Raw genomic sequence first — 18429 nt, 5'->3', positions numbered from 1 at the left:
GCTATCTTGGGACTGGAACGGTATGAGAATGCGTGGCTAGCTGGCGGTCTGCCGGCCTGTTGCCGGCCACCAACATGGGGAAGGGACGCCGCCATGAAGAAAGGCGACAAGCCGCTGCGCAGCCAGGCCTGGTTCGGCCGGCAGGACAAGATGGGCTTCTACTACCGGTCCTTCCTGAAGAACCGCGGCTTTCCGCAGGACCAGTTCGATGGCCGCCCGGTCATCGGCATCTGCAACACCTGGTCCGAGCTGAACCCCTGCAACTCGCATTTCCGCACCATTGCCGAGCATGTGCGCTACGGCGTGCTGGAGGCCGGCGGCTTCCCGCTGGAATTCCCCGTCTCCTCGCTGGGCGAGGTGACGATGCGGCCGACGGCGATGCTGTTCCGCAACCTGGCCGCCATGGATGTCGAGGAAGGCATCCGCGCCCATCCGCTGGATGGCGTCGTGCTGCTGATGGGCTGCGACAAGACCACCCCGGCGCTGCTGATGGGCGCCGCCAGCGCCGACCTGCCGGCGATCGGCGTCTCCGGCGGCCCGCAGCTGCGCGGCGTGTACCAGGGTCAGATCATCGGCTCCGGCACCAACATCATCTCCATGAGCGAGCAACTCCGCGCCGGCGAGATCACGCTGAAGGAGTTCCATGAGGCGGAAGCGGGCATGAACCGCAGCCATGGGTCCTGCATGACCATGGGCACCGCCTCCTCCATGGCCTCGATGGTCGAGGCGCTGGGTATCGGTCTGCCGACCAACGCCGCCATCCCGGCCGTGGACGCCCGGCGGAACGAGCTGGCCCGCATGGCCGGCCGGCGCATCGTCGACATGGTCCATGAGGACCTGACGCCGACGAAGATCCTGACGCGGGAAGCCTTCGAAAACGCCATCCGCACCCTGGCGGCCATCGGTGGCTCCACCAACGCCGTCGTGCACCTCATCGCCATCGCGCGGCGGATCGGCGTCGACCTGACGCTGGACGATTTCGACCGCCTCGGCCGTGGCGTGCATTGCCAGGTGAACCTGATGCCGTCAGGCCAGTTCCTGATGGAGGATTTCTACTATGCCGGCGGCCTGCCGGTGGTGCTGCGGGACCTGGCCGAGCAGGGGCTGCTGCACAAGGACGCGCTGACGGTGAACGGCCAGACGATCTGGGACAACGTCAAGGACGCGCGCTGCTGGAACCGGGAGGTGATCACCACGCCGCAGGAGCCGTTCAAGCCGGATGCCGGCATCGCCATCCTGCGCGGCAACCTGGCGCCCAACGGTGCCGTCATCAAGCCATCCGCCGCATCGCCGCACCTGATGCAGCATACCGGCCGCGCCGTGGTGTTCGAGAATATCGAAGACCTGCACCATGCCGTGGATGACGAGGCGCTGGATATCGACGCCGACTGCATCATGGTGCTGAAAAACTGTGGGCCGAAGGGTTATCCCGGCATGGCGGAAGTCGGCAACATGCCGCTGCCGCAGAAGCTGCTGCGCCAGGGGGTAAGGGACATGGTGCGGATCTCGGACGCACGCATGTCCGGCACCGCCTATGGCACCGTCGTGCTGCACGTGGCGCCGGAAGCCGCCGCCGGCGGGCCGCTGGCACTGGTGCAGAATGGCGACCTGATTACCCTCGACGTCAAGGCCGGCACCCTGCACCTGCATGTGGAGGATGCGGACCTCGCCGCCCGCCGCGCCGCCTGGAGCCCGCCGCCGGAGCATATGGACCGCGGCTACACGCGCCTCTACGTGGACCACGTGCTGCAGGCCGATGAAGGTGCCGATTTCGACTTTCTGGTCGGCAAGAGCGGATCCCCCGTGCCGCGCGATAATCACTGAGAAGCAAGAAGGACACCGCCATGCCCATCAAACCTCGCTACAGCGGCATCTTTCCTGTCGTTCCCACCACCTTCGATGAATCCGGGGCGCTGGATCTGGCCAGCCAGAAGCGCTGCATCGACTTCATGATCGATGCGGGCTCCGACGGCCTTTGCATCCTGGCGAATTTCTCCGAGCAGTTCGTACTGTCGGATGAAGAACGCGAAGTCCTGACCCGGGTGATCCTGGAGCATGTGGCGGGCCGGGTGCCGGTCATCGTCACCACCACGCATTTCAGTTCCCGCATCTGTGCCGAGCGCAGCCGGCGGGCGCAGGATTTGGGCGCGGCCATGGTCATGATCATGCCGCCCTACCATGGCGCAACCATTCGCGTGGGCGAGGCCGCGGTCTACGACTTCTTCCGCGCCGTATCCGATGCCATCGATATCCCGATCATGATCCAGGATGCCCCGGTCGCCGGTACGCCGCTGAGCGCGACGTTCCTGGCGCGCATGGCGAAGGAGATCGAGCACGTCGCCTATTTCAAGATCGAGACCGCTGGCGCCGCCAGCAAGCTGCGCGAGCTGATCTCGCTGGGCGGCGACGCGGTGGAAGGTCCATGGGATGGCGAGGAAGCCATCACCCTGCTGGCCGACCTGGATGCTGGCGCCACCGGCAGCATGACGGGCGGCGCCTATATGGACGGCCTGCGTCCCATCATCATGGATTTCCTGGCCGGACGGCGGGAGCAGGCGGTGGAAGGCTATACGCGCTGGCTACCGCTGATCAATTACGAGAACCGCCAGTGCGGCCTGCTGGCGGCCAAGGCATTGATGCTGGAAGGCGGTGTCATCACCTGCGACGCGCCCCGGCATCCTGTCGCGCCCATGCACCCGGTGGTGCGGGCCGGGCTGCTGGATGCGGCGCGGCGGCTGGACCCGCTTGTGCTGCGCTGGGGCAAGTAGGGGGCGCAACGACCCCGTGTCCGGGCAGTGACGCCGCTGCCCGGAACGCCGCGGCCTCTCAGCTGAAGACCGGCATGCCCAGCACGGGGGTGGAAGGCGCCGCCATGTCCCGTGCCCGGACCGGGTCGGCCAGGAAGGCGGCCCGCCCGGCCTCCACTGCTTGCGCCATGGCCTTCGCCATCCGTGGCGGATCGCCAGCCCCGGCGACGGCGGTGTTGAGCAGCACGGCGTCGTAGCCCAGCTCCATGGCCTGCGCGGCATGCGATGGCAGGCCGATCCCCGCATCCACCACCAGCGGGACCTCCGGGAAATGCGCGCGGAGCGTGCGAAGCCCGTACACGTTATTCAGCCCGCGCCCGGACCCGATCGGCGAGCCCCACGGCATCAGCACCTCGCACCCCGCATCCAGCAGGCGCCCGGCGACGACAAGGTCCTCAGTGGTATAGGGGAACACCTGGAAGCCGTCCGCGATCAGGATGCGCGCGGCCTCGACCAGGCCGAAGACATCCGGTTGCAGCGTATCGTGCTCGCCGATCACTTCCAGCTTGATCCAGCGCGTATCGAACACCTCGCGCGCCATATGCGCCGTCAGCACCGCCTCCTTCACCGAATGGCAGCCGGCGGTATTCGGCAGCACGCGCAGGTTGAGCGGACGCAGCACGTCCCAAAATCGCTGCCCGGCCATGCCTTGCTCCCCGCCGGCGCCTTCGCGGCGGAGCGAGACGGTCACGACCTCGGTGGCCGAGGCCTGAATCGCCTCGACCATGACGGCGGGGGAGGGATACTGCGCCGTGCCCAGCAGCAGACGGGAACGAAGTTCGGTGCCGTAGACATGCATCGTTTCAGCCTCCTTGCATCGGCGCCAGGATTTCGACCTTGTCGCCCTCCCGCAACACGCAGCTCTCGCGGGCCGCGCGGGGGACGAAGGCACCGCCATGCGCGGTCGCGATCCGGGTCTCCGCCAGGCCCAGCTCCACCAGCATGCCGGCCAGCGTTGTCGCGCTGATCGTGCATTCCTTCCCGTTGACGACGATGATCATGCGCTGACCTCCCGGTGATGCGTGTGACGATGCAGCAAGATATCCGCTGCCTGGTTGGCGAGATGCGGCGCCAAAAGGAAGCCGTGGCGGTACATGCCGTTCAGGCGCAGCACCTGTCCTTCGTCCTTGAGCGCGGGCATGTTGTCCGGCAAGGCAGGGCGGATATTGGCGCCCGCTTCCAGGATCTCCGCCTCGGCAAAGGCTGGGTGCAGCGTATAGGCCGCGTTCAACAGATCCATGGTCGACCTTGCCGTGATGGCACGGCGGTCGCTGCTCTCGATCATCGTCGCGCCGACCATGAAGCAATGGTTGCCGCGCGGCACGATGTAGAGCGGGATGCGCGGATGCAGCAGCCGCACCGGCCGACTCAGCGAGATGTCCGGGCAGCGCAGCAGCAGCATCTCGCCGCGCACGCCGCGCAGGTCTCGCCAGTCCTGCGCCGCGGCGTGGCCGCGGCAATCGACGACGCGGTCATAGTCCCCGAAGCGTGCTTCGTCGGCATCACAGTCCCGCAGGGAGACACCCTGCTGGCGCAGTCCCTCCGACAGCGCCTCCAGGGCTTTGCGCGGGTCCAGATGGGCTTCCTCCGCAAAGTGGAGGCCCTGGTCGAAGCGCCCTTCCAAGTCCGGCTCCAGCGCGGCGATGGCAGCCGCGTCCAGCGCCGTATGATGGGACGTCCGTCTGGCGAAGCGGGCCAGTTCCTCCCGGTCACGCCTTGGCGCGACAACGAGGCTGCCATGACGCTGCGTGCCGGCAAAGTGCCCGCTCCACCAATCGATGGCGCTAGCCGCGTCCTGCGCAAGCCGGGGCGGTGCATCGGCCGCTTCGCACCATGGGGCAAGCATACCGCCCGCGAAATGCGATGCGCGGGTGCGTGTCTCAGGTCGGTGGATCAGCGAGACCTTGGCACCGCGCCCGGCCAGCACCGTTGCCGTCACCAGGCCGGATACACCGGCACCGATGACCAGCACGCGTGGCGCATGCTCAGGCAGCCATTGCATCGGCAAGGCAAGCTCCTCCGCCATGGGGCCACGCCAATGGGGAAGGCAGCGGATTGCGCTGTGTTTCCATCCCTCCGCCGGCATGACCCGGATCAGGTTCAATGGGTTCGGCGGAGCCGTCTCAGCCCGTCCAGCGGGCACCCCAGGAATAACACCATGACGCTAGAGCAGATTCGCTGGCACGCCAAGCTGGGCCGCTGGCCCTGTTACGCAACGGCATGTTCAGGGCCCTGATGCCCTGATGCCCTGGTCTCGCAGCGCTCGCTGAGCGGACAAGCTGCGGTTGAACCTTTGGCGCCAGCGCGTATGCGGCGGCTTGGCCGGCTCAGGCCAGGTCGGGCATCCTCTCATGCCAATCCGTGTCGCATTGCAGGGCGTCGGCGGCGTGCAGCACACGGCCCTCGCCGAAGGGGCGGCCTATCAGTTGCAGGCCCACGGGCAGACCCCGGTCATCGAAGCCGCATGGCACGCTGATGGCCGGCAGGCCCAGGTAGTTCAGAAGCCGGGTGTTGCGGGAAACCCCCATGAAGCGCTCCACCGCGCCGGGCGTGCCGGCGTCGATATCCGTCTCCAGCCGAGTGGGGATTCGCATTGGGATGGTCGGGGTAGCCAGCAGGTCCACCGCCCCGAACACCTCCTTGGCGAAGGCGCGCAGGATCGGCCCCCGCCGGCTCTGCGCCTCGATGTAATACGGCGCCGGGATACCGAGGGGCGGGAAGAGCCTGGCGGAGAGATGGATGGCATAGTCCTGCGGTCGCTCGCGCATCCACTGTGCGTGGATGGCGGCAGCCTCGCACCGCCCCAGGATCGCCGAGTAGGCGGCGATATCCTCGATCATCGGCAGCGTCAGCCGCACCAGCGTGGCGCCACGCGCCTGCAACACGGCCAGGGCGGCCTCCGTAGCGGCCATGATCGGTTCGTCGACGTCTTCCATGAACCAGGTGTCGGGTATGCCGATACGCGTACCACGCAGGTCCCCGTCCAGCTTCGCCTCGTAATCCGGCACCGGCACCTGGGCCGCTGTACGGTCCCTCGGGTCTGGCCCCGCCATCACGCGCATTACCCGGGCACAATCCCGCGCGCTGCGGGTCAAGGGGCCGACATTGTCGCAGGAGAAGGAGAGGGGCATCGCCCCATAGCGGCTGACCCGTCCCTGCGTCGGCTTCAGGCCGGTAACGCCGCAGCAGGAGGCCGGCAGCCGGATGGAACCGCCCGTGTCGGAGCCAAGCGCCATGAAGGTGAAGCGCGCCGCGACCGCCGCGCCGGAGCCGGAGGAAGAGCCCCCGGTGATGAAGTCGCCATTCCACGGATTCAGGCAATCGCCGAAATGGCGGTTATGCCCCGTGGGGTTCTGCGCGAACTCCGCCATGTTGAGCCCGGCGAAGGTGATGGCGCCGGCGGCCTCCAACCGCTCGATGACTGTCGCGGTGTAATCCGGGCGGAAATCGGCGCGGATGGCGGAGCCGCAGGTGCTCAGGCGCCCGGCCTGGTAGTACATGTCCTTATGCGCCATCGGCACGCCGTGCAGCGGCCCCAGCGCCTCTCCAGCCGCCCGGGCGCGGTCGGCCTTGCGCGCCGCTTCCAGCGCGGTCTCGGCCTCGGTCCAGATGACGGTGTTCAGCCCGAGGTCGTGCCGCGCGATACGGTCCAGGCATGCCTCTGTCAGTGCTAGCGAGGTCACGCTGCCATCCGCGACGGCCGCCGCGGCCTCGACCAGGGACAGGGTTGCGAGGTCGGTGCCCCGGCTGGTGAGGGTTGCGTCCATCACTCGGCTTCCCGGTAGGCCAGGAGGGCTGCCTCGAAATCCACTGGTTCGTCCTCGAACCGCAGGCGGCCGCGCAGCGCCTCGAATGCTTCGACGGTCTGCCGCAGGTCCGCCGCGAACTCCAGCGCCGCATCGTTCGGCGGCGCCACGCCGAACCAGCCCTGCGCTGTCTCGACCGCCAGATCCTTCGGATCACCCGTCATGCTCGCCCCCATGGAATCGCCTAGGGGGAAGCCTGGCCAAGAAGCGGCGTGGCCTCAAGCCGGCTTGTCGCGTGGCGGTGCCGATTTCGTCTCTGCGACGCGGTAGAAGCCGCATCCCGCTCAGGTATCCGTCTCCGCAGCGGATTGCTGCACCAGCCAGTCGGAGAAAATCCGCAGGGGCGCCGACCTGCGGCCTGAGGGCAAAATCAGCCAGTAGTGGTCCCCCGTCACCAGCGTGCGTCCCGGCAGGCCTACCAACCTTCCCTCGCGCACCTCGTCCTGGACGAAGCCCGGCGTGCAGATGACGGTTCCCAAGCCTTCCAGCGCCGCCTGGATGGCCAGCGTCGTACTCTCGAACAGCAAGGGTGGCGCCGGTATGTTCAGGCCGTTCGCGTGCAGCCATCGGGGCCAGTCCCGTGCCCGTACTTTGCTGCCCAGCAGCCGCCCGCCGGCACCCGAGCCATCGCCCCAGGCCACCGCCACCGCCGCTGCGGCGAAGGGGGCCACCGCCACCGCCTGCAGGCGCTGTGCGCCAGGGGAGGGTGGGCGGTCGCCGCGCGCCGTGCTGATCGCGGCATCCACACCCTCCCGCGCCAGGTCCACCATGGCCGTCGAGGTGCTGACTTCGACATCGATGCCGGGATGCAGGTCTCTGAAGCTGGCGAGGCGCGGGATCAGCCAGCGCATGGCCCAGGTCGTGTAGGCACGGATGCGCAGCGGCGGGTCCTGCGCCTGCAGGTTCTGTGTCGCCGCCTGCAACTGCGCGAAGCCTTGCCCGATCTCGGCGGCGAAGCGGTGGCCCAGCGCCGTCAGGCTCAGCGCATTGGCACCGCGCCGCACCAGGGCACAGCCCAGGGTGGCTTCCAGGTCCTTCAACCGCTTGCTGACGGCCGGCTGGGTCACGCCGAGCGTCGAGGCCGCCGCCGTCAGGCTGCCCGTCTGGGCGACGATGTGGAAAACCCACAGGCTGTCCAGCGGTGGCAGTGTGTGGCGCATCCCGCCAGCATAACATCAGGTTGGGGTAGAGCAACGCAATCTAGGACTTCTCAGCCCGCCCGGGCACCGCCCATGCTCGGCCGGCTCAAACCCCGCGACCGACGGGGAAGCAATGTCCTGGAGGATGTCTGCCATGATCAACCGCCGCAACGCCCTGCTACTGGCGCCCGCCCTGGCGCTCAGCCGCCCGGCCCTGGCGCAGGCCACCCGCTTCCCCGACCGCCCCATCCGGTTGATCATTCCCTTCGCCGCGGGTGGCAGCAACGACATCGTCGGCCGCGTCATCACCGATGGTATGGCCACGCGTCTCGGCCAGACCTTCGTGGTGGAGAACCGCGGTGGTGCCGGCGGCGTGCTGGGCAACGAGGCCGTGGCCCAGTCCCCGAAGGATGGCTACACCATCCTGCTCGGCGGCAGCGGCAGCTTCCTCATCAGCAGCCTGGTGCAGCCGCGCGTTCCCTACGACATCATCAAGGACTTCGCGCCGATCGGCTTCGTCGGCAACGCGCCCAACGTCATCACCGTCAATCCGCAGGTGGAGGCGAAGACGATGGGCGAGTTGCGCGACCTCGCGCGGCGTGCCCGGCCGCCGCTTGCCTATGCCAGCCCCGGCGTCGGCACCACCGGCCATGTGCTGGGCGCCCTGCTGTCGTTGGAGTTCGGCGCGGAGATGGAGCACATCCCCTATCGCGGCACCGGGCCGGCGATTACCGACGTTCTGGCGGGAAGGGTGCAGATCCTCACCAACGCGGCGGCGCCACTGCGCCCGCATATCGCCGCCGGCGGGCTGCGCGCCGTGGCCGTTGCCGCCCCCAGGCGGCTGGATTTCCTGCCGGAGGTGCCGACGACGGTGGAGCAGGGCTTCCCCAATGTCCTGTCCTCCACCTGGTATGGCCTGCTGGCGCCGACCGGCACGCCCGCCGACCGGGTGACCGCCTTGCATGCGGCGCTGAACGCCACCCTGGCCGATGCCGCGGTGAAGCAGCGGCTGCAGGAGGAGGGCGTCGAGATCGAGCCCAGCCCCACCCCCGCCGATTACGGCCGCTTCATCGAGCAGGACCGCAAGCGCTGGCAGGAAGTCGTCACCCGCGCCAACATCCGCGCCGAATGAGCCCGCGCCCGGCGCTGCGCCGCATCGTCCTGCTGGACGATTTCGGCGATGCGGCACGGCACGCCGCCGATTGGTCGGGCCTGCCGGTCGAGATCATGCAGGACCACCTGCAAGATACCGCCTTGCACGAGCGGCTGCGCGACGCCGATGCGGTGGTGCTGATCCGCGAGCGGACGGCCCTCACAGCTGATCTGCTGGCAGCGCTGCCCGGCCTGAAGCTTGTGGTCACCACAGGCATGCGGAACCGGGTGCTGGACCTGGCGGCTTGCGACGACCACGGCATTGCCGTCTGCGGCACGTCGTCCGAGCCATCGCCTACGGTGGAGCTGACCTGGGGCCTCATCCTGGCCCTGGCCCGCCGCATTCCGCAGCAGGAACAACTGCTGCGGCAGGGGGGCTGGCAGCAGGGCGCGGGGCTGGGCTTGGCTGGCGCTACCCTCGGCGTGGCCGGGCTGGGACGCATTGGTGCCGGCGTGGCAGCCATCGGCCAGGCCTTCGGCATGACGTTGCTGGCCTGGAGCCCCAACATGACGGCGGAGAAGGCCGAAGCCGCCGGCGCCACCCTGGCCTCCAAGGAGGCGCTGTTCCGCCGGTCGGACGTCGTGACGCTGCATCTCGGCCTCGGTCCCGCTACGCGCGGCATTGTCGGCGCGGCGGAACTTGGGGCGATGCGGCCCGGTGCGTTGCTGGTGAACACCGCCCGTGGCCCGCTGGTGGAGCAATCCGCCCTGATCGCGGCGCTGGAGAGCGGCCAGCTCGGCGGTGCCGCCATCGATACGCATGAGCCGGAGCCGATGGCGCCGGATGACCCGATCCGCACTGCCCCCAATACGATTCTGACGCCGCATCTCGGCTACGTCACGCAACAGAATTTCCGTCTCTACTTCGAAGGCGCGGTGGAAGCCCTGCGCGCCTGGAACGCCGGAACCACGCTGCCGCGGCCACTCAACGCCGCCGCGCGAGACTGAAAAGGCTGAGCATATGACCGCCACTTCCGCTGAACCTTCCATCCTGCTGGATACCACCGGCCCCGTCGCGGTACTGACGCTGAACCGCCCGGCCGCCCGCAACGCGATCGACGACGACATGCGCGCCGAGCTGATGGTGGCGCTGGACCGTGTGTCGCGCGACGATGCCATCCGGGCCCTCGTCATTACCGGCGCCGGCCAGGGCTTCTGCGCGGGTGGCGACGTCAAGTCGATGCAGGCACGGCTGTCCGTCCCCCCCGGCGAGGTCGCGCTCAATGGCTGGCGGCGGCAGCAGCGGACGCACCACGCCATCGCCATGCTCCACGACCTGCCGAAGCCCACCATCGCCGCCGTTAACGGCGCGGCCACTGGCCTGGGCTGCGATGTCGCGCTGTGCTGCGACTTCGTGATGGCGGCGGATACGGCGCGGTTTGCCATGAGCTACATCCTGCGCGGGCTGATCCCCGATGGTGGCGGCATGTACTTCCTGCCGCGTCGCGTCGGCCTATCGCGCGCCAAGGAGCTCATCTTCTCCGGCCGCACCGTGGAACCGGAGGAAGCTTTGCGCCTCGGCATGATCGACAGGGTGGCCAGCGCGGTGACGTTGCTGGACGAAGCACGCGCCTGGGCCACGCAACTTTCGCACGGCGCGCCAGCGGCCCTGGCCCTCGGCAAGAGCATCCTGAATCAGACGTTCGAGCTGACGGCCGAGCAGGTCTTCGGCATGGGCAGCCAGGCACAGGCCATCTGCTACAGCTCGCGCGAGCATCAGGAGTCGGTCGCCGCCTTCCTGGAAGGCGTCGCGCAACGCCGCGCCGCGAAGAAGGGAACGGCGGCATGAGCGCCATCGGGGCATTGCTGCGCCCCCGCAGCGTCGCCATCATCGGCGCCTCGGCCGATGCTTCGAAGATGACCGGGCGCCCGGTCGGCTACCTGCAGAAATACGGCTTCACCGGCGACATCTGGCCGGTGAACCCTCGGGCCGAGACCATTGCCGGGCTGCGCTGCTACCCGGATATCGCCGCGCTGCCCGGTGCACCGGACGCCGCCATCGTGCTGCTGGGCCCGGAGCGGGCGGAAGCCGCGGTGCGGGACCTCGCCGCGCGTGGCTGCCAGGCCGCCATCGTCCTGGCCAGCGGCTATGGCGAGGCGAATGAGGAAGGCGCCCGCCGCCAGCAGGCCCTGAAAGACGCTGCCGGCACGATGCGCCTGCTTGGCCCCAACACGATCGGCCTCGTCAATCTGACGGATGGCATGATGCTATCCGCGACCGGTGCGTTGGAGGTCGGTGACCTGCCGGCCGGGCGGATCTCCGTGGTGTCGCAGAGCGGCGGCATCCTCGGCTCTCTGCTGTCACGCGCGGCCGACCGTGGCATCGGCTTTGCCAAGTTGGTCTCCACCGGCAACGAGGCCGATCTCGACAGTAGCGACATGATCGAACACCTGGTGGAGGAGGAGGCCACCGACGTCATCGCCGTCTACATGGAAGGGCTGCGGCGGCCGGATGTGTTCCAGCGTGCGGCGCGCCGTGCCGCCGAACTCGGCAAGCCCATCGTCGTCTACAAGGTCGGGCGCTCGGATTCCGGTGCGCGCGCCGCGACGTCCCATACCGGCGCGTTGGCCGGTGCCGACCGTGTCTACGACGCGCTGTTCCGCCAATGCGGCGTGATCCGCGCGGAGAGCTTTACCGACCTGCTGGACATTCCCGCGGCGCTGGTGACGGGCCGCCGCATGCGCGGCAACCGCGTCGCCATCCTGACCTCCACCGGCGGCGCCGGCACGCTCCTGGCCGATAATTGCGGCCTGGCGGATATCGACGTGCCGCCGCCCGATGCAGCGACGACGGGCCGCCTGGCAACCCTGCTGAACGAGGACCCCGCCGCGATCGGCCGCAACCCCGTCGACGTCACCCTGGCCGGTCTGCGGCCGGACCTGTTCCGTGGCGCCATCGACGCGTTGCTGGAGGGCGATGCGTATGATGCGGTGGTGGTGGTCATCGGCTCATCCGCCCTGGCCACGCCGGATATCGTGGCGGGTGCCATCGTCGAGTGCCAGGCGCGCAGCGAGAAGCCAGTCCTTGCCTATGTCAGCCCACATGCACCGCATCTGGTACGGCTGCTGAATGCCCAGGGCATTCCGGCCTTCGCTACGCCAGAGAGCTGCGCGACGGTGCTGAAGGCTCTGCAGCCCCGCAACCTGCCGCCCGCCGCCGCCATGACGCCGCCGGATACCAGCATCCTGGCCCCGTTCCCGCGGGGCAACCTGAACGAAGCCGAGAGCAAGGCGCTGTTCGCCCGCTTCGGCGTGCCGGTGACGCGCGAGCAGACCGCCAGCGATGCCGCCGCCGCCGCAGCAGCCGCACGCGACATGGGCGGGGAGGTGGTGCTCAAGATCCTCTCCCGTGCCATCGCGCATAAGAGCGACCTGGGCGGCGTCCGTGTCGGCCTGACGGCGGAGCAGATACCCGACGCTTGCGCCGCGATGCTGCAAAGCCTGCGCGCGGCTGGTGCCCCGGCACCGGAAGGCTTCCTGGTGCAGGAGCGTATCCGTGGCGGAGTCGAGATGATCCTCGGCTTCCACCGCGACCCCCAGCTGGGTCCGGTGATCCTGCTGGGCTCCGGCGGCGTGGCGGCGGAGTTATTCGAGGACACCGCCCTGCGCCTGCTGCCGATCACCCGCACCGATGCCGAGGCGATGGTGGAGGAACTGAAGGCTGCCCGTCTGCTGCGCGGCTTCCGTGGCGCACCGCCTGCCGATATTCCCGCGCTGGTCGATACCGTGCTGGCCTTCGCTGCCATGGCCGGCGCTGCGGGCGAACGTCTGCTCGAAGCCGAGATCAACCCGCTCTTCGTGCTGCCGGCGGGGCAGGGCGCCTATGCGGTGGATGGGCTGGCGGTCCTGCGATAATGGGCAACCCGCTCCTCATCCTGGCCGACCACGCGGCAAGCTGGCATTCGCGCCCCTGGCCAGAAGGCCTGGAACATCATGCGCGGCGGGCGCTGCTGGATTGGTTCGCCGCCACGCTGCCGGGCGCGCAACGGCCGCCTGCAACTCTGCTGGCGGCTGCTTTGGCAGACGAACGTGGCGTGGGGCGGGCGGTCTGCTATGTCGATGGCGGGCGCGGATCGGCGCGTCACGCGGCGCTGTTGAACGCTGTTGCCAGCCACACAGTGGAGTTCGACGACATTCACCGCGATTCCGGCCTGCATCCCGGCAGCCCCACCATCGCCGCCGCCCTGGCCGTGGCACAGGCGCAGGGTGCCGATATGGGCCGGCTGCTGCGCGCCATGGTCGCTGGTTACGAAGTCGGCGGCCGTATCGCGCTTGCCGTGCAGCCCAGCCACTATCGCATGTGGCACACCACCGCGACGGTCGGCACCATCAGCGCCGCCGTGGCTGCGGCCGTGCTGCTGGGTTGCGACGCCGCCCGCATCGGCCACGCCATCGCATTGGCCGCGACGTCCGCTGGCGGCCTGCAGCAGGCGTTCCGGGGTGAGGGGATGAGCAAGCCGCTGCACGCCGGCCACGCGGCCGAGGCCGGGCTGCTGGCCGCACGTGCCGCGGCAGCGGGCGTCACTGGCGCGCCGGATGTGCTGCACGGCCCGGCAGGCTTCGCCGCCGCCACCAGCGATTCCACCGGGCAGTGGGATCGCGCACGAGACGGATTGGGCGAATCCTTCCTAATAGCCAGCATCACCTTCAAGAACCATGGTTGCTGTGGCCACATCTTTCCGGCGCTGGATGGCCTTTTGGCCTTGCGGGAACAGCACGGCTTCAAGCCGGACGACGTGCTATCCATCCACGTCGCCGGTTACCGTCCCACGGCCGAGATGTGCGACCGCCCGGTGGTCAGCACGGAACAGGAAGCGCGTTTCAGCGCCCAGTACTGCATCGCGGCGCTGCTGCATCTCGGTGCCGTGCGGCTGGACGCCTTCACGCCACAGCGTTTGCAGGACCCCATCCTGCACGCCTTCATGCCGAAGGTAAGCGTCAGCCTGGCGCCCGATCTGGCAGACGCCTATCCCCGGCGGCGCGCGGCCAGGCTGCGTGTGGAACTGAGGAACGGGCAGGTGCTGCTGCATGAGCAGCCTATCCGCAAGGGCGACCCGGAGATGCCGCTGACTGACCTGGAACTCGCCGACAAATTCCGTGAACTGGCCATTCCGGTGCTCGGGAAAGACAGGGCAGGGCTCCTGCTTGAACGTATCCTGACCGGGCAAAAGGTGCCTGAGAATGCTTGAGGCTGATGCGGCGCACCATGAGCACCGCCTAACGCAGTGCGCATAATATATATTATGTAAATAAACTTGTTAGGCTAGTATTGCCGAGCTTGGCCCGGTGCCGTCGTGCCGTGCCGTCCCTTAGTGAGGCCGCCCGACGAACGAAATAACGGTCGCGATGATTTCTTCGACCCGGAACGGCTTGTCGAAGACCGCTGCAAACAAATGGCCATTCTGACGCGCGATATCCGCCTGGGCGCCGCTGATCAGGATAATTGGCAGATCGGCACTCTCGGGGCGGGACTTGATGGCGCTGGCAAACTCCAGCCCGTTCATCACCGGCATCATGAAATCCGTAATCACCAGCGCCGGCCGGTCGCGCTGGAAGACATCCAGTCCCTTTCGCCCATTGCTGGCACGCACCACCATGTATCCCTCGTCCTCCAACGCGAAGGCCAGCACGTCCGCGACAAGGAACTCGTCGTCAACTACCATGATCGTTGTCATGCTGCGGCTTCCGTCCTGAGCGCTGACGCGATCAGCCCCCTAGCCGAGGGCGTGAGGCTTCCAGCTGGCGTGCGCTCGGCTCGCCGGGGGCATTGAGGCGGATACCATCCTGGTTCAACACCATCTCATGGAAGGAAGGGTCGTACTCGCTGTCCCGTACCTTGATGACGGTCAGGATGCGGCGCAGCTGAGTCTGGTCCTCGATAAACCGCAGCAGGATAAGGTTGTCGAAGATGCTGGACAGTTCCAGTGCCGGCGCTTGCGCGTTGGAATCGAACATGTCGCGAATTTCCCATGTAGCAATCACCGTCACGCCCATGGCGCGCAACTCGCCGATCAAGGCCGTAAAGAACTCGGTGACCCGGTTGCTCCGGACCGCGGCCCGGGCGATGCCGCCCAGGCTGTCGATCAGCACGCGCTTGATGTTCTTCTGCCGCACGGCGTTCAGCAGCCGGTGCCCGAGCGCGTCCAGCAGGCGCTCGGTCGTCGGCTGCCAAAGAACATGCACGGCGCCGTCTTCAATCTTCTGTGCCAGTCCGAAGCCCAATGCGCTCGCCTTGCGCTTCAGCCGCTCTTCCGATTCATAGAAGCCGAAGATCAGCCCAGGCTCGTCTACCGTCGCCTGTGACACGAAGCTGATGCCAAGCGAGGTCTTGCCGCTGCCGGAAGGGCCGATCAGCAGGGTGGAAGAGCCCTTCTGCAACCCCCCCCCGATCAGCCGGTCGACATCGTCGACCCCAGTACTCGTCCGCCCGAGATCCAGGTCGTCGGGCACGGAAGGCCGGCCGAGCACCGCTTCCAGGCGCGGGTAGATGACGATCCCGTTCTCGGTGATCTCGAATTCATGCAGGCCGGAGATGGCGCCGCTGCCACGCGTCTTCCGCAGGTTCAACCGCCGCACCGAACGGGCGCCGGTCAGGTCGTCGCCCAGTTCGATGACACCGTCGACCATTGTGTGCTCGGGGCTGCCATCGTCCAGCCTGGCGCTGGTCAGGAACAGCACGGTGCAGCCAGCGAAGGCCGCATGTCCCTGCAGTTCTGCAATGAACTTCTTCGTATCGATCGCCGTATCGGCACGGGACCGTGCATTCAGCACGCCGTCGACGATCAGCACCGATGCCTTCTGCCGACTGATCTCGCGCCGAAGCAGCTTGACCACCTCGTCCAGCCCCTCGCTCTGCAGAGTGTCGAAGGCACTGACGAACTGCATCTCGCGGCCGATGCGCTCACGGTCGAAGAAGCTGAGGGTGGAGAGGAACTGGAACAGCCGCTCATGGGTCTCGGAGAGTAACGTCGCGAACAGGACCCGACCGCCATGTGCCGCGTGGTGGAAGGCGATCTGGTTGGCGAAGATGGTCTTTCCCGAGCCGGGCCGCCCCTGGATGATGTAGGAGGACCCCGCCACCAGCCCGCCGTTCAGCAGCGTGTCTAGGCCGGCAATGCCACTTTCAATGCGTGGGAGCTGTTCCAACGTGTCGACAAGCCTCAGTCATGAAAGTGGATGAGTGGCCCGCAAAGGCCAGCCACTGGACCGGTAAGATCCTCAACGCAGTCCCTGTACCTTTCGCGGTAAACCGTCAAGGCTCCGGCACCCCAGGCTCTCTCCCGCTGTCCAGAACCTGCCGGAGCTTCCGTGCCAACGCTTCTCGCGTATACGGCTTGCTCAGCAATTCTACACCTGGATCAAGCCGCCCCTCATGCACGATGGCGTTCTCGGCGTAGCCCGAGGTGAACAGAACCGAGATGGAGGGCTGAAGTTGCTTCGCCCGCTCCGCCAATGCCGTGCTGCGCAGCGGCCCCGGCATCACGACGTCGGTGAAGAGCAGATCGATCTGCAGCCCGCTCTCGAGCACCATCAACGCACTCTGCGCATCCTTCGCCCGCAGCACCTTGTAGCCAAGCGCCGCGATGGTCTCGACCACGATGCTGCGCACAGCCTCATCGTCCTCCACCACCAGGATCGTCTCCTGCCCGCCTGAGACGAGGTCGCCACGCTGCGGCTCGGGCGCCTCCTCTTCGGCCATGATTTGCGGCAGGTAGAGACTGACCGTGGTGCCAGCTCCGGGCGTGCTGTCGATCCCCACATAGCCGCCGGATTGACGGACAAAGCCGTACACCATGGAGAGCCCTAGCCCGGACCCCCTGCCCTCAGGCTTCGTGGTGAAGAACGGCTCGAAGACATTGCTCAGGATATCCGGCGGGATGCCCTCACCGGTATCCTTGACCGACAGCATCACATAAGGCCCGGGCACGATATCGGCGTGGATGCGGACATCCGTGGCATCCAGCACAATATTCCGCGCCTCGATGACCAGCTCACCCTCGCCCTCCATGGCGTCCCGCGCATTGATCGCCAGGTTCAGCAGGGCATTCTCGACCTGGCCCGGGTCCACCAGGGTATTGCCCAGCCCTTCCGCGATGACGGTCCGGACCTCGACGCGCTCCCCCAGGGTGCGCGTCAGCATGTCGTCCAGCCCGAGGATGAACCGGCCGACATTCACCACCTTGGGCTGCAACGGCTGCCGCCGGCCAAAGGCCAGCAATTGCTGCGCCAGCTGCGAGCCCCGTTCCACCGCTGTCAGCGCGTGCTGGATGCGCTGACTGGCCCGGGGAAGTTCCCCCACATCCCGCTGCAGAAGCTCCAGACTGCCGTAAACAACCTGCAGCAAATTGTTGAAATCATGCGCAATGCCGCCGGTCAAATTGCCGATGGCCTCCATCTTCTGCGCCTGCCGCAACTGTTCCTGCGCCAGCAGCCGCTCCTGCTGCGCTTCCTCCAGCTGGCGCGTTCGTTCCTGGACCCTTGCCTCCAGGTCCAACGCATTCTGCCGCAGCAGCATCCGCGCCCGGACGGTATCCTCGATATCCGTGCAGGTGCCTAACCACCGCACCACCTGGCTTGTCGCCGGGTCCCGCACCGGCAGGGCGCGCCGCAGGTACCAGCGCCAGGCACCATCGGCCCGCCGAAGCCGATACTCGCTTTGGTACAGGTAGCCGCCTGCCACGGCCCGGCGCCACTGAAGCGCCGCGGCCTCCCGGTCCTCCGGGTGCACGACGGAAAGCCACAGCGCGGTATCCGTTGCCGTAGGCGACAGGCCGGTCAGCTCACGCCAACGCTCGTTGAAAAAATCGTAATGGCCTTCCGCATCGGCCGTCCAGATGATCTGCGGCAAGGCGGCGGTCAGTGCCTGAAGCTGCGTCTCGCTCTGCTTCAGGGCGACGCTGTCATCCAGCTGCCGCCGTTCCAGCAGGACGCGCCCAGTGGTCTCCATGATCACGCCCAGCACGCCGACCGGCTTGGCCATGCGGTCCCGCACCACGCTGTAATGCAGGTCCAGCCAGACCTCATCCGGCTCGGCATGCCGGTGCAGCATGAACCGCTGGTCCTTGAAGGACAGGGTCCGGCCGGAAAGGACATCGGCCACCACGCCGGCATTGAAGGCTGCCGCTTCCGGCCAGGCATCGGTGATGCGCTGGCCCAGGATTGCCGGGTGGCGGTCGCCGCAGAAGGCGGCATAGGCGTCGTTATAAAGAAGCCGCCCGTCCTTGCCCCACAGCAAGGCCAAGGGCAAAGGCGATTCCAGCACGGAGCTGAGCGTGGATTTCAACGTGCCGGACCAATCCGCGATCGGCCCGAGCGGCGTTGCCGCCCAGTCGAAATCCCGGATGGTCCGTGCCATGGCGGACTCGCCCCATGGGAAGGAAGCAGGCACCGGTATCGCCATCACGGCTTCAGTCAGGGTCATGCAGGGTCCGGCCGGCCGCAAGGACAGGAGGCAGTGCCTCTCCAGGCTGTGGCCAAGCCTCAAACCTGTACAGGCAGCCCGACATTGCCATGCTTGCTCCGCCG

General features: G+C 67.6%; 16 protein-coding genes and 1 riboswitch. Of the genes, 7 read left to right on the top strand and 9 right to left on the bottom strand.

All coding sequences use genetic code 11. The features are described 5' to 3' along the window. Window positions 1-93: 93 nt before the first annotated feature. Together IBL26_RS02105 and IBL26_RS02100 are read left to right on the top strand one after the other, a co-directional pair. Window positions 94-1824: an IlvD/Edd family dehydratase gene (locus tag IBL26_RS02105; RefSeq protein ID WP_187782782.1), complete on the top strand. Its 1731-nt coding sequence runs from the start codon at window positions 94-96 to the stop codon at window positions 1822-1824. Window positions 1825-1844: 20 nt separating this feature from the next. Then, window positions 1845-2768, top strand: a complete 924-nt coding sequence (locus IBL26_RS02100) for a dihydrodipicolinate synthase family protein (RefSeq protein ID WP_194443459.1) — start codon at window positions 1845-1847, stop codon at window positions 2766-2768. 58 nt (window positions 2769-2826) lie between these two features. On the opposite strand, the gene IBL26_RS02095 is transcribed toward IBL26_RS02100, so the two are convergent. From IBL26_RS02095 to IBL26_RS02070, 6 genes are all read right to left on the bottom strand, one after another. After that, window positions 2827-3606: a thiazole synthase gene (locus IBL26_RS02095; RefSeq protein ID WP_187782781.1), complete on the bottom strand. Its 780-nt coding sequence runs from the start codon at window positions 3604-3606 to the stop codon at window positions 2827-2829. A 4-nt stretch (window positions 3607-3610) separates the two neighbouring features. Further along, window positions 3611-3808, bottom strand: a complete 198-nt coding sequence (gene thiS / locus IBL26_RS02090; RefSeq protein ID WP_187782780.1) for a sulfur carrier protein ThiS — start codon at window positions 3806-3808, stop codon at window positions 3611-3613. Next, a complete protein-coding gene (thiO, locus tag IBL26_RS02085; RefSeq protein WP_187782779.1) occupies window positions 3805-4809 on the bottom strand; it encodes a glycine oxidase ThiO in 1005 nt (334 codons plus the stop codon). The genes thiS and thiO overlap by 4 nt, the downstream gene beginning before the upstream one ends. Before the next feature lie 51 nt (window positions 4810-4860). Further along, window positions 4861-4964: riboswitch (TPP riboswitch) on the bottom strand. A gap of 170 nt (window positions 4965-5134) precedes the next feature. Continuing rightward, window positions 5135-6574, bottom strand: a complete 1440-nt coding sequence (locus tag IBL26_RS02080; protein WP_187782778.1) for an amidase — start codon at window positions 6572-6574, stop codon at window positions 5135-5137. Beyond that, window positions 6574-6777, bottom strand: a complete 204-nt coding sequence (locus IBL26_RS02075; RefSeq protein WP_187782777.1) for a hypothetical protein — start codon at window positions 6775-6777, stop codon at window positions 6574-6576. Before IBL26_RS02075 ends, IBL26_RS02080 begins: the two co-directional genes overlap by 1 nt. Window positions 6778-6897: 120 nt before the next feature. After that, window positions 6898-7773, bottom strand: a complete 876-nt coding sequence (locus IBL26_RS02070) for a LysR substrate-binding domain-containing protein (RefSeq protein ID WP_187782776.1) — start codon at window positions 7771-7773, stop codon at window positions 6898-6900. A 133-nt stretch (window positions 7774-7906) separates the two neighbouring features. Here IBL26_RS02070 and IBL26_RS02065 point away from each other — a divergent pair, with 133 nt between their 5' ends. From IBL26_RS02065 to IBL26_RS02045, 5 genes are read left to right on the top strand one after another with little or no spacing between them, the layout of a single operon-like run. Continuing rightward, window positions 7907-8884: a Bug family tripartite tricarboxylate transporter substrate binding protein gene (locus IBL26_RS02065; protein WP_187782775.1), complete on the top strand. Its 978-nt coding sequence runs from the start codon at window positions 7907-7909 to the stop codon at window positions 8882-8884. Continuing rightward, entirely contained in the window at window positions 8881-9852 is a 972-nt protein-coding gene (locus IBL26_RS02060; RefSeq protein WP_187782774.1) for a D-2-hydroxyacid dehydrogenase family protein, read from the top strand. Before IBL26_RS02065 ends, IBL26_RS02060 begins: the two co-directional genes overlap by 4 nt. 13 nt (window positions 9853-9865) lie before the next feature. After that, complete coding sequence (locus IBL26_RS02055) at window positions 9866-10693, top strand: enoyl-CoA hydratase/isomerase family protein (protein ID WP_187782773.1); 828 nt, start codon at window positions 9866-9868, stop codon at window positions 10691-10693. Further along, window positions 10690-12759 (top strand): acetate--CoA ligase family protein, encoded by a 2070-nt coding sequence (locus IBL26_RS02050; protein ID WP_187782772.1) that lies wholly within the window; start codon window positions 10690-10692, stop codon window positions 12757-12759. Before IBL26_RS02055 ends, IBL26_RS02050 begins: the two co-directional genes overlap by 4 nt. After that, window positions 12759-14093: an MmgE/PrpD family protein gene (locus IBL26_RS02045; RefSeq protein WP_187782771.1), complete on the top strand. Its 1335-nt coding sequence runs from the start codon at window positions 12759-12761 to the stop codon at window positions 14091-14093. Before IBL26_RS02050 ends, IBL26_RS02045 begins: the two co-directional genes overlap by 1 nt. 120 nt (window positions 14094-14213) lie before the next feature. Here the strand turns inward: IBL26_RS02045 and IBL26_RS02040 are convergent, their stop codons facing one another. From IBL26_RS02040 to IBL26_RS02030, 3 genes are all read right to left on the bottom strand, one after another. Continuing rightward, window positions 14214-14579: a response regulator gene (locus IBL26_RS02040; RefSeq protein ID WP_187782770.1), complete on the bottom strand. Its 366-nt coding sequence runs from the start codon at window positions 14577-14579 to the stop codon at window positions 14214-14216. A 31-nt stretch (window positions 14580-14610) separates the two neighbouring features. Continuing rightward, complete coding sequence (locus IBL26_RS02035) at window positions 14611-16050, bottom strand: ATPase domain-containing protein (protein ID WP_187782769.1); 1440 nt, start codon at window positions 16048-16050, stop codon at window positions 14611-14613. A gap of 106 nt (window positions 16051-16156) precedes the next feature. Beyond that, complete coding sequence (locus tag IBL26_RS02030) at window positions 16157-18325, bottom strand: hybrid sensor histidine kinase/response regulator (RefSeq protein WP_187782768.1); 2169 nt, start codon at window positions 18323-18325, stop codon at window positions 16157-16159. Window positions 18326-18429 lie beyond the last annotated feature (104 nt).

Origin of the sequence: Teichococcus aerophilus (assembly GCF_014490485.1) — a bacterium.
Lineage (GTDB): Bacteria > Pseudomonadota > Alphaproteobacteria > Acetobacterales > Acetobacteraceae > Pseudoroseomonas > Pseudoroseomonas aerophila.
Note: the sequence above shows the minus strand (reverse complement) of the source record. Positions and strands in the feature narration are given on the sequence as shown.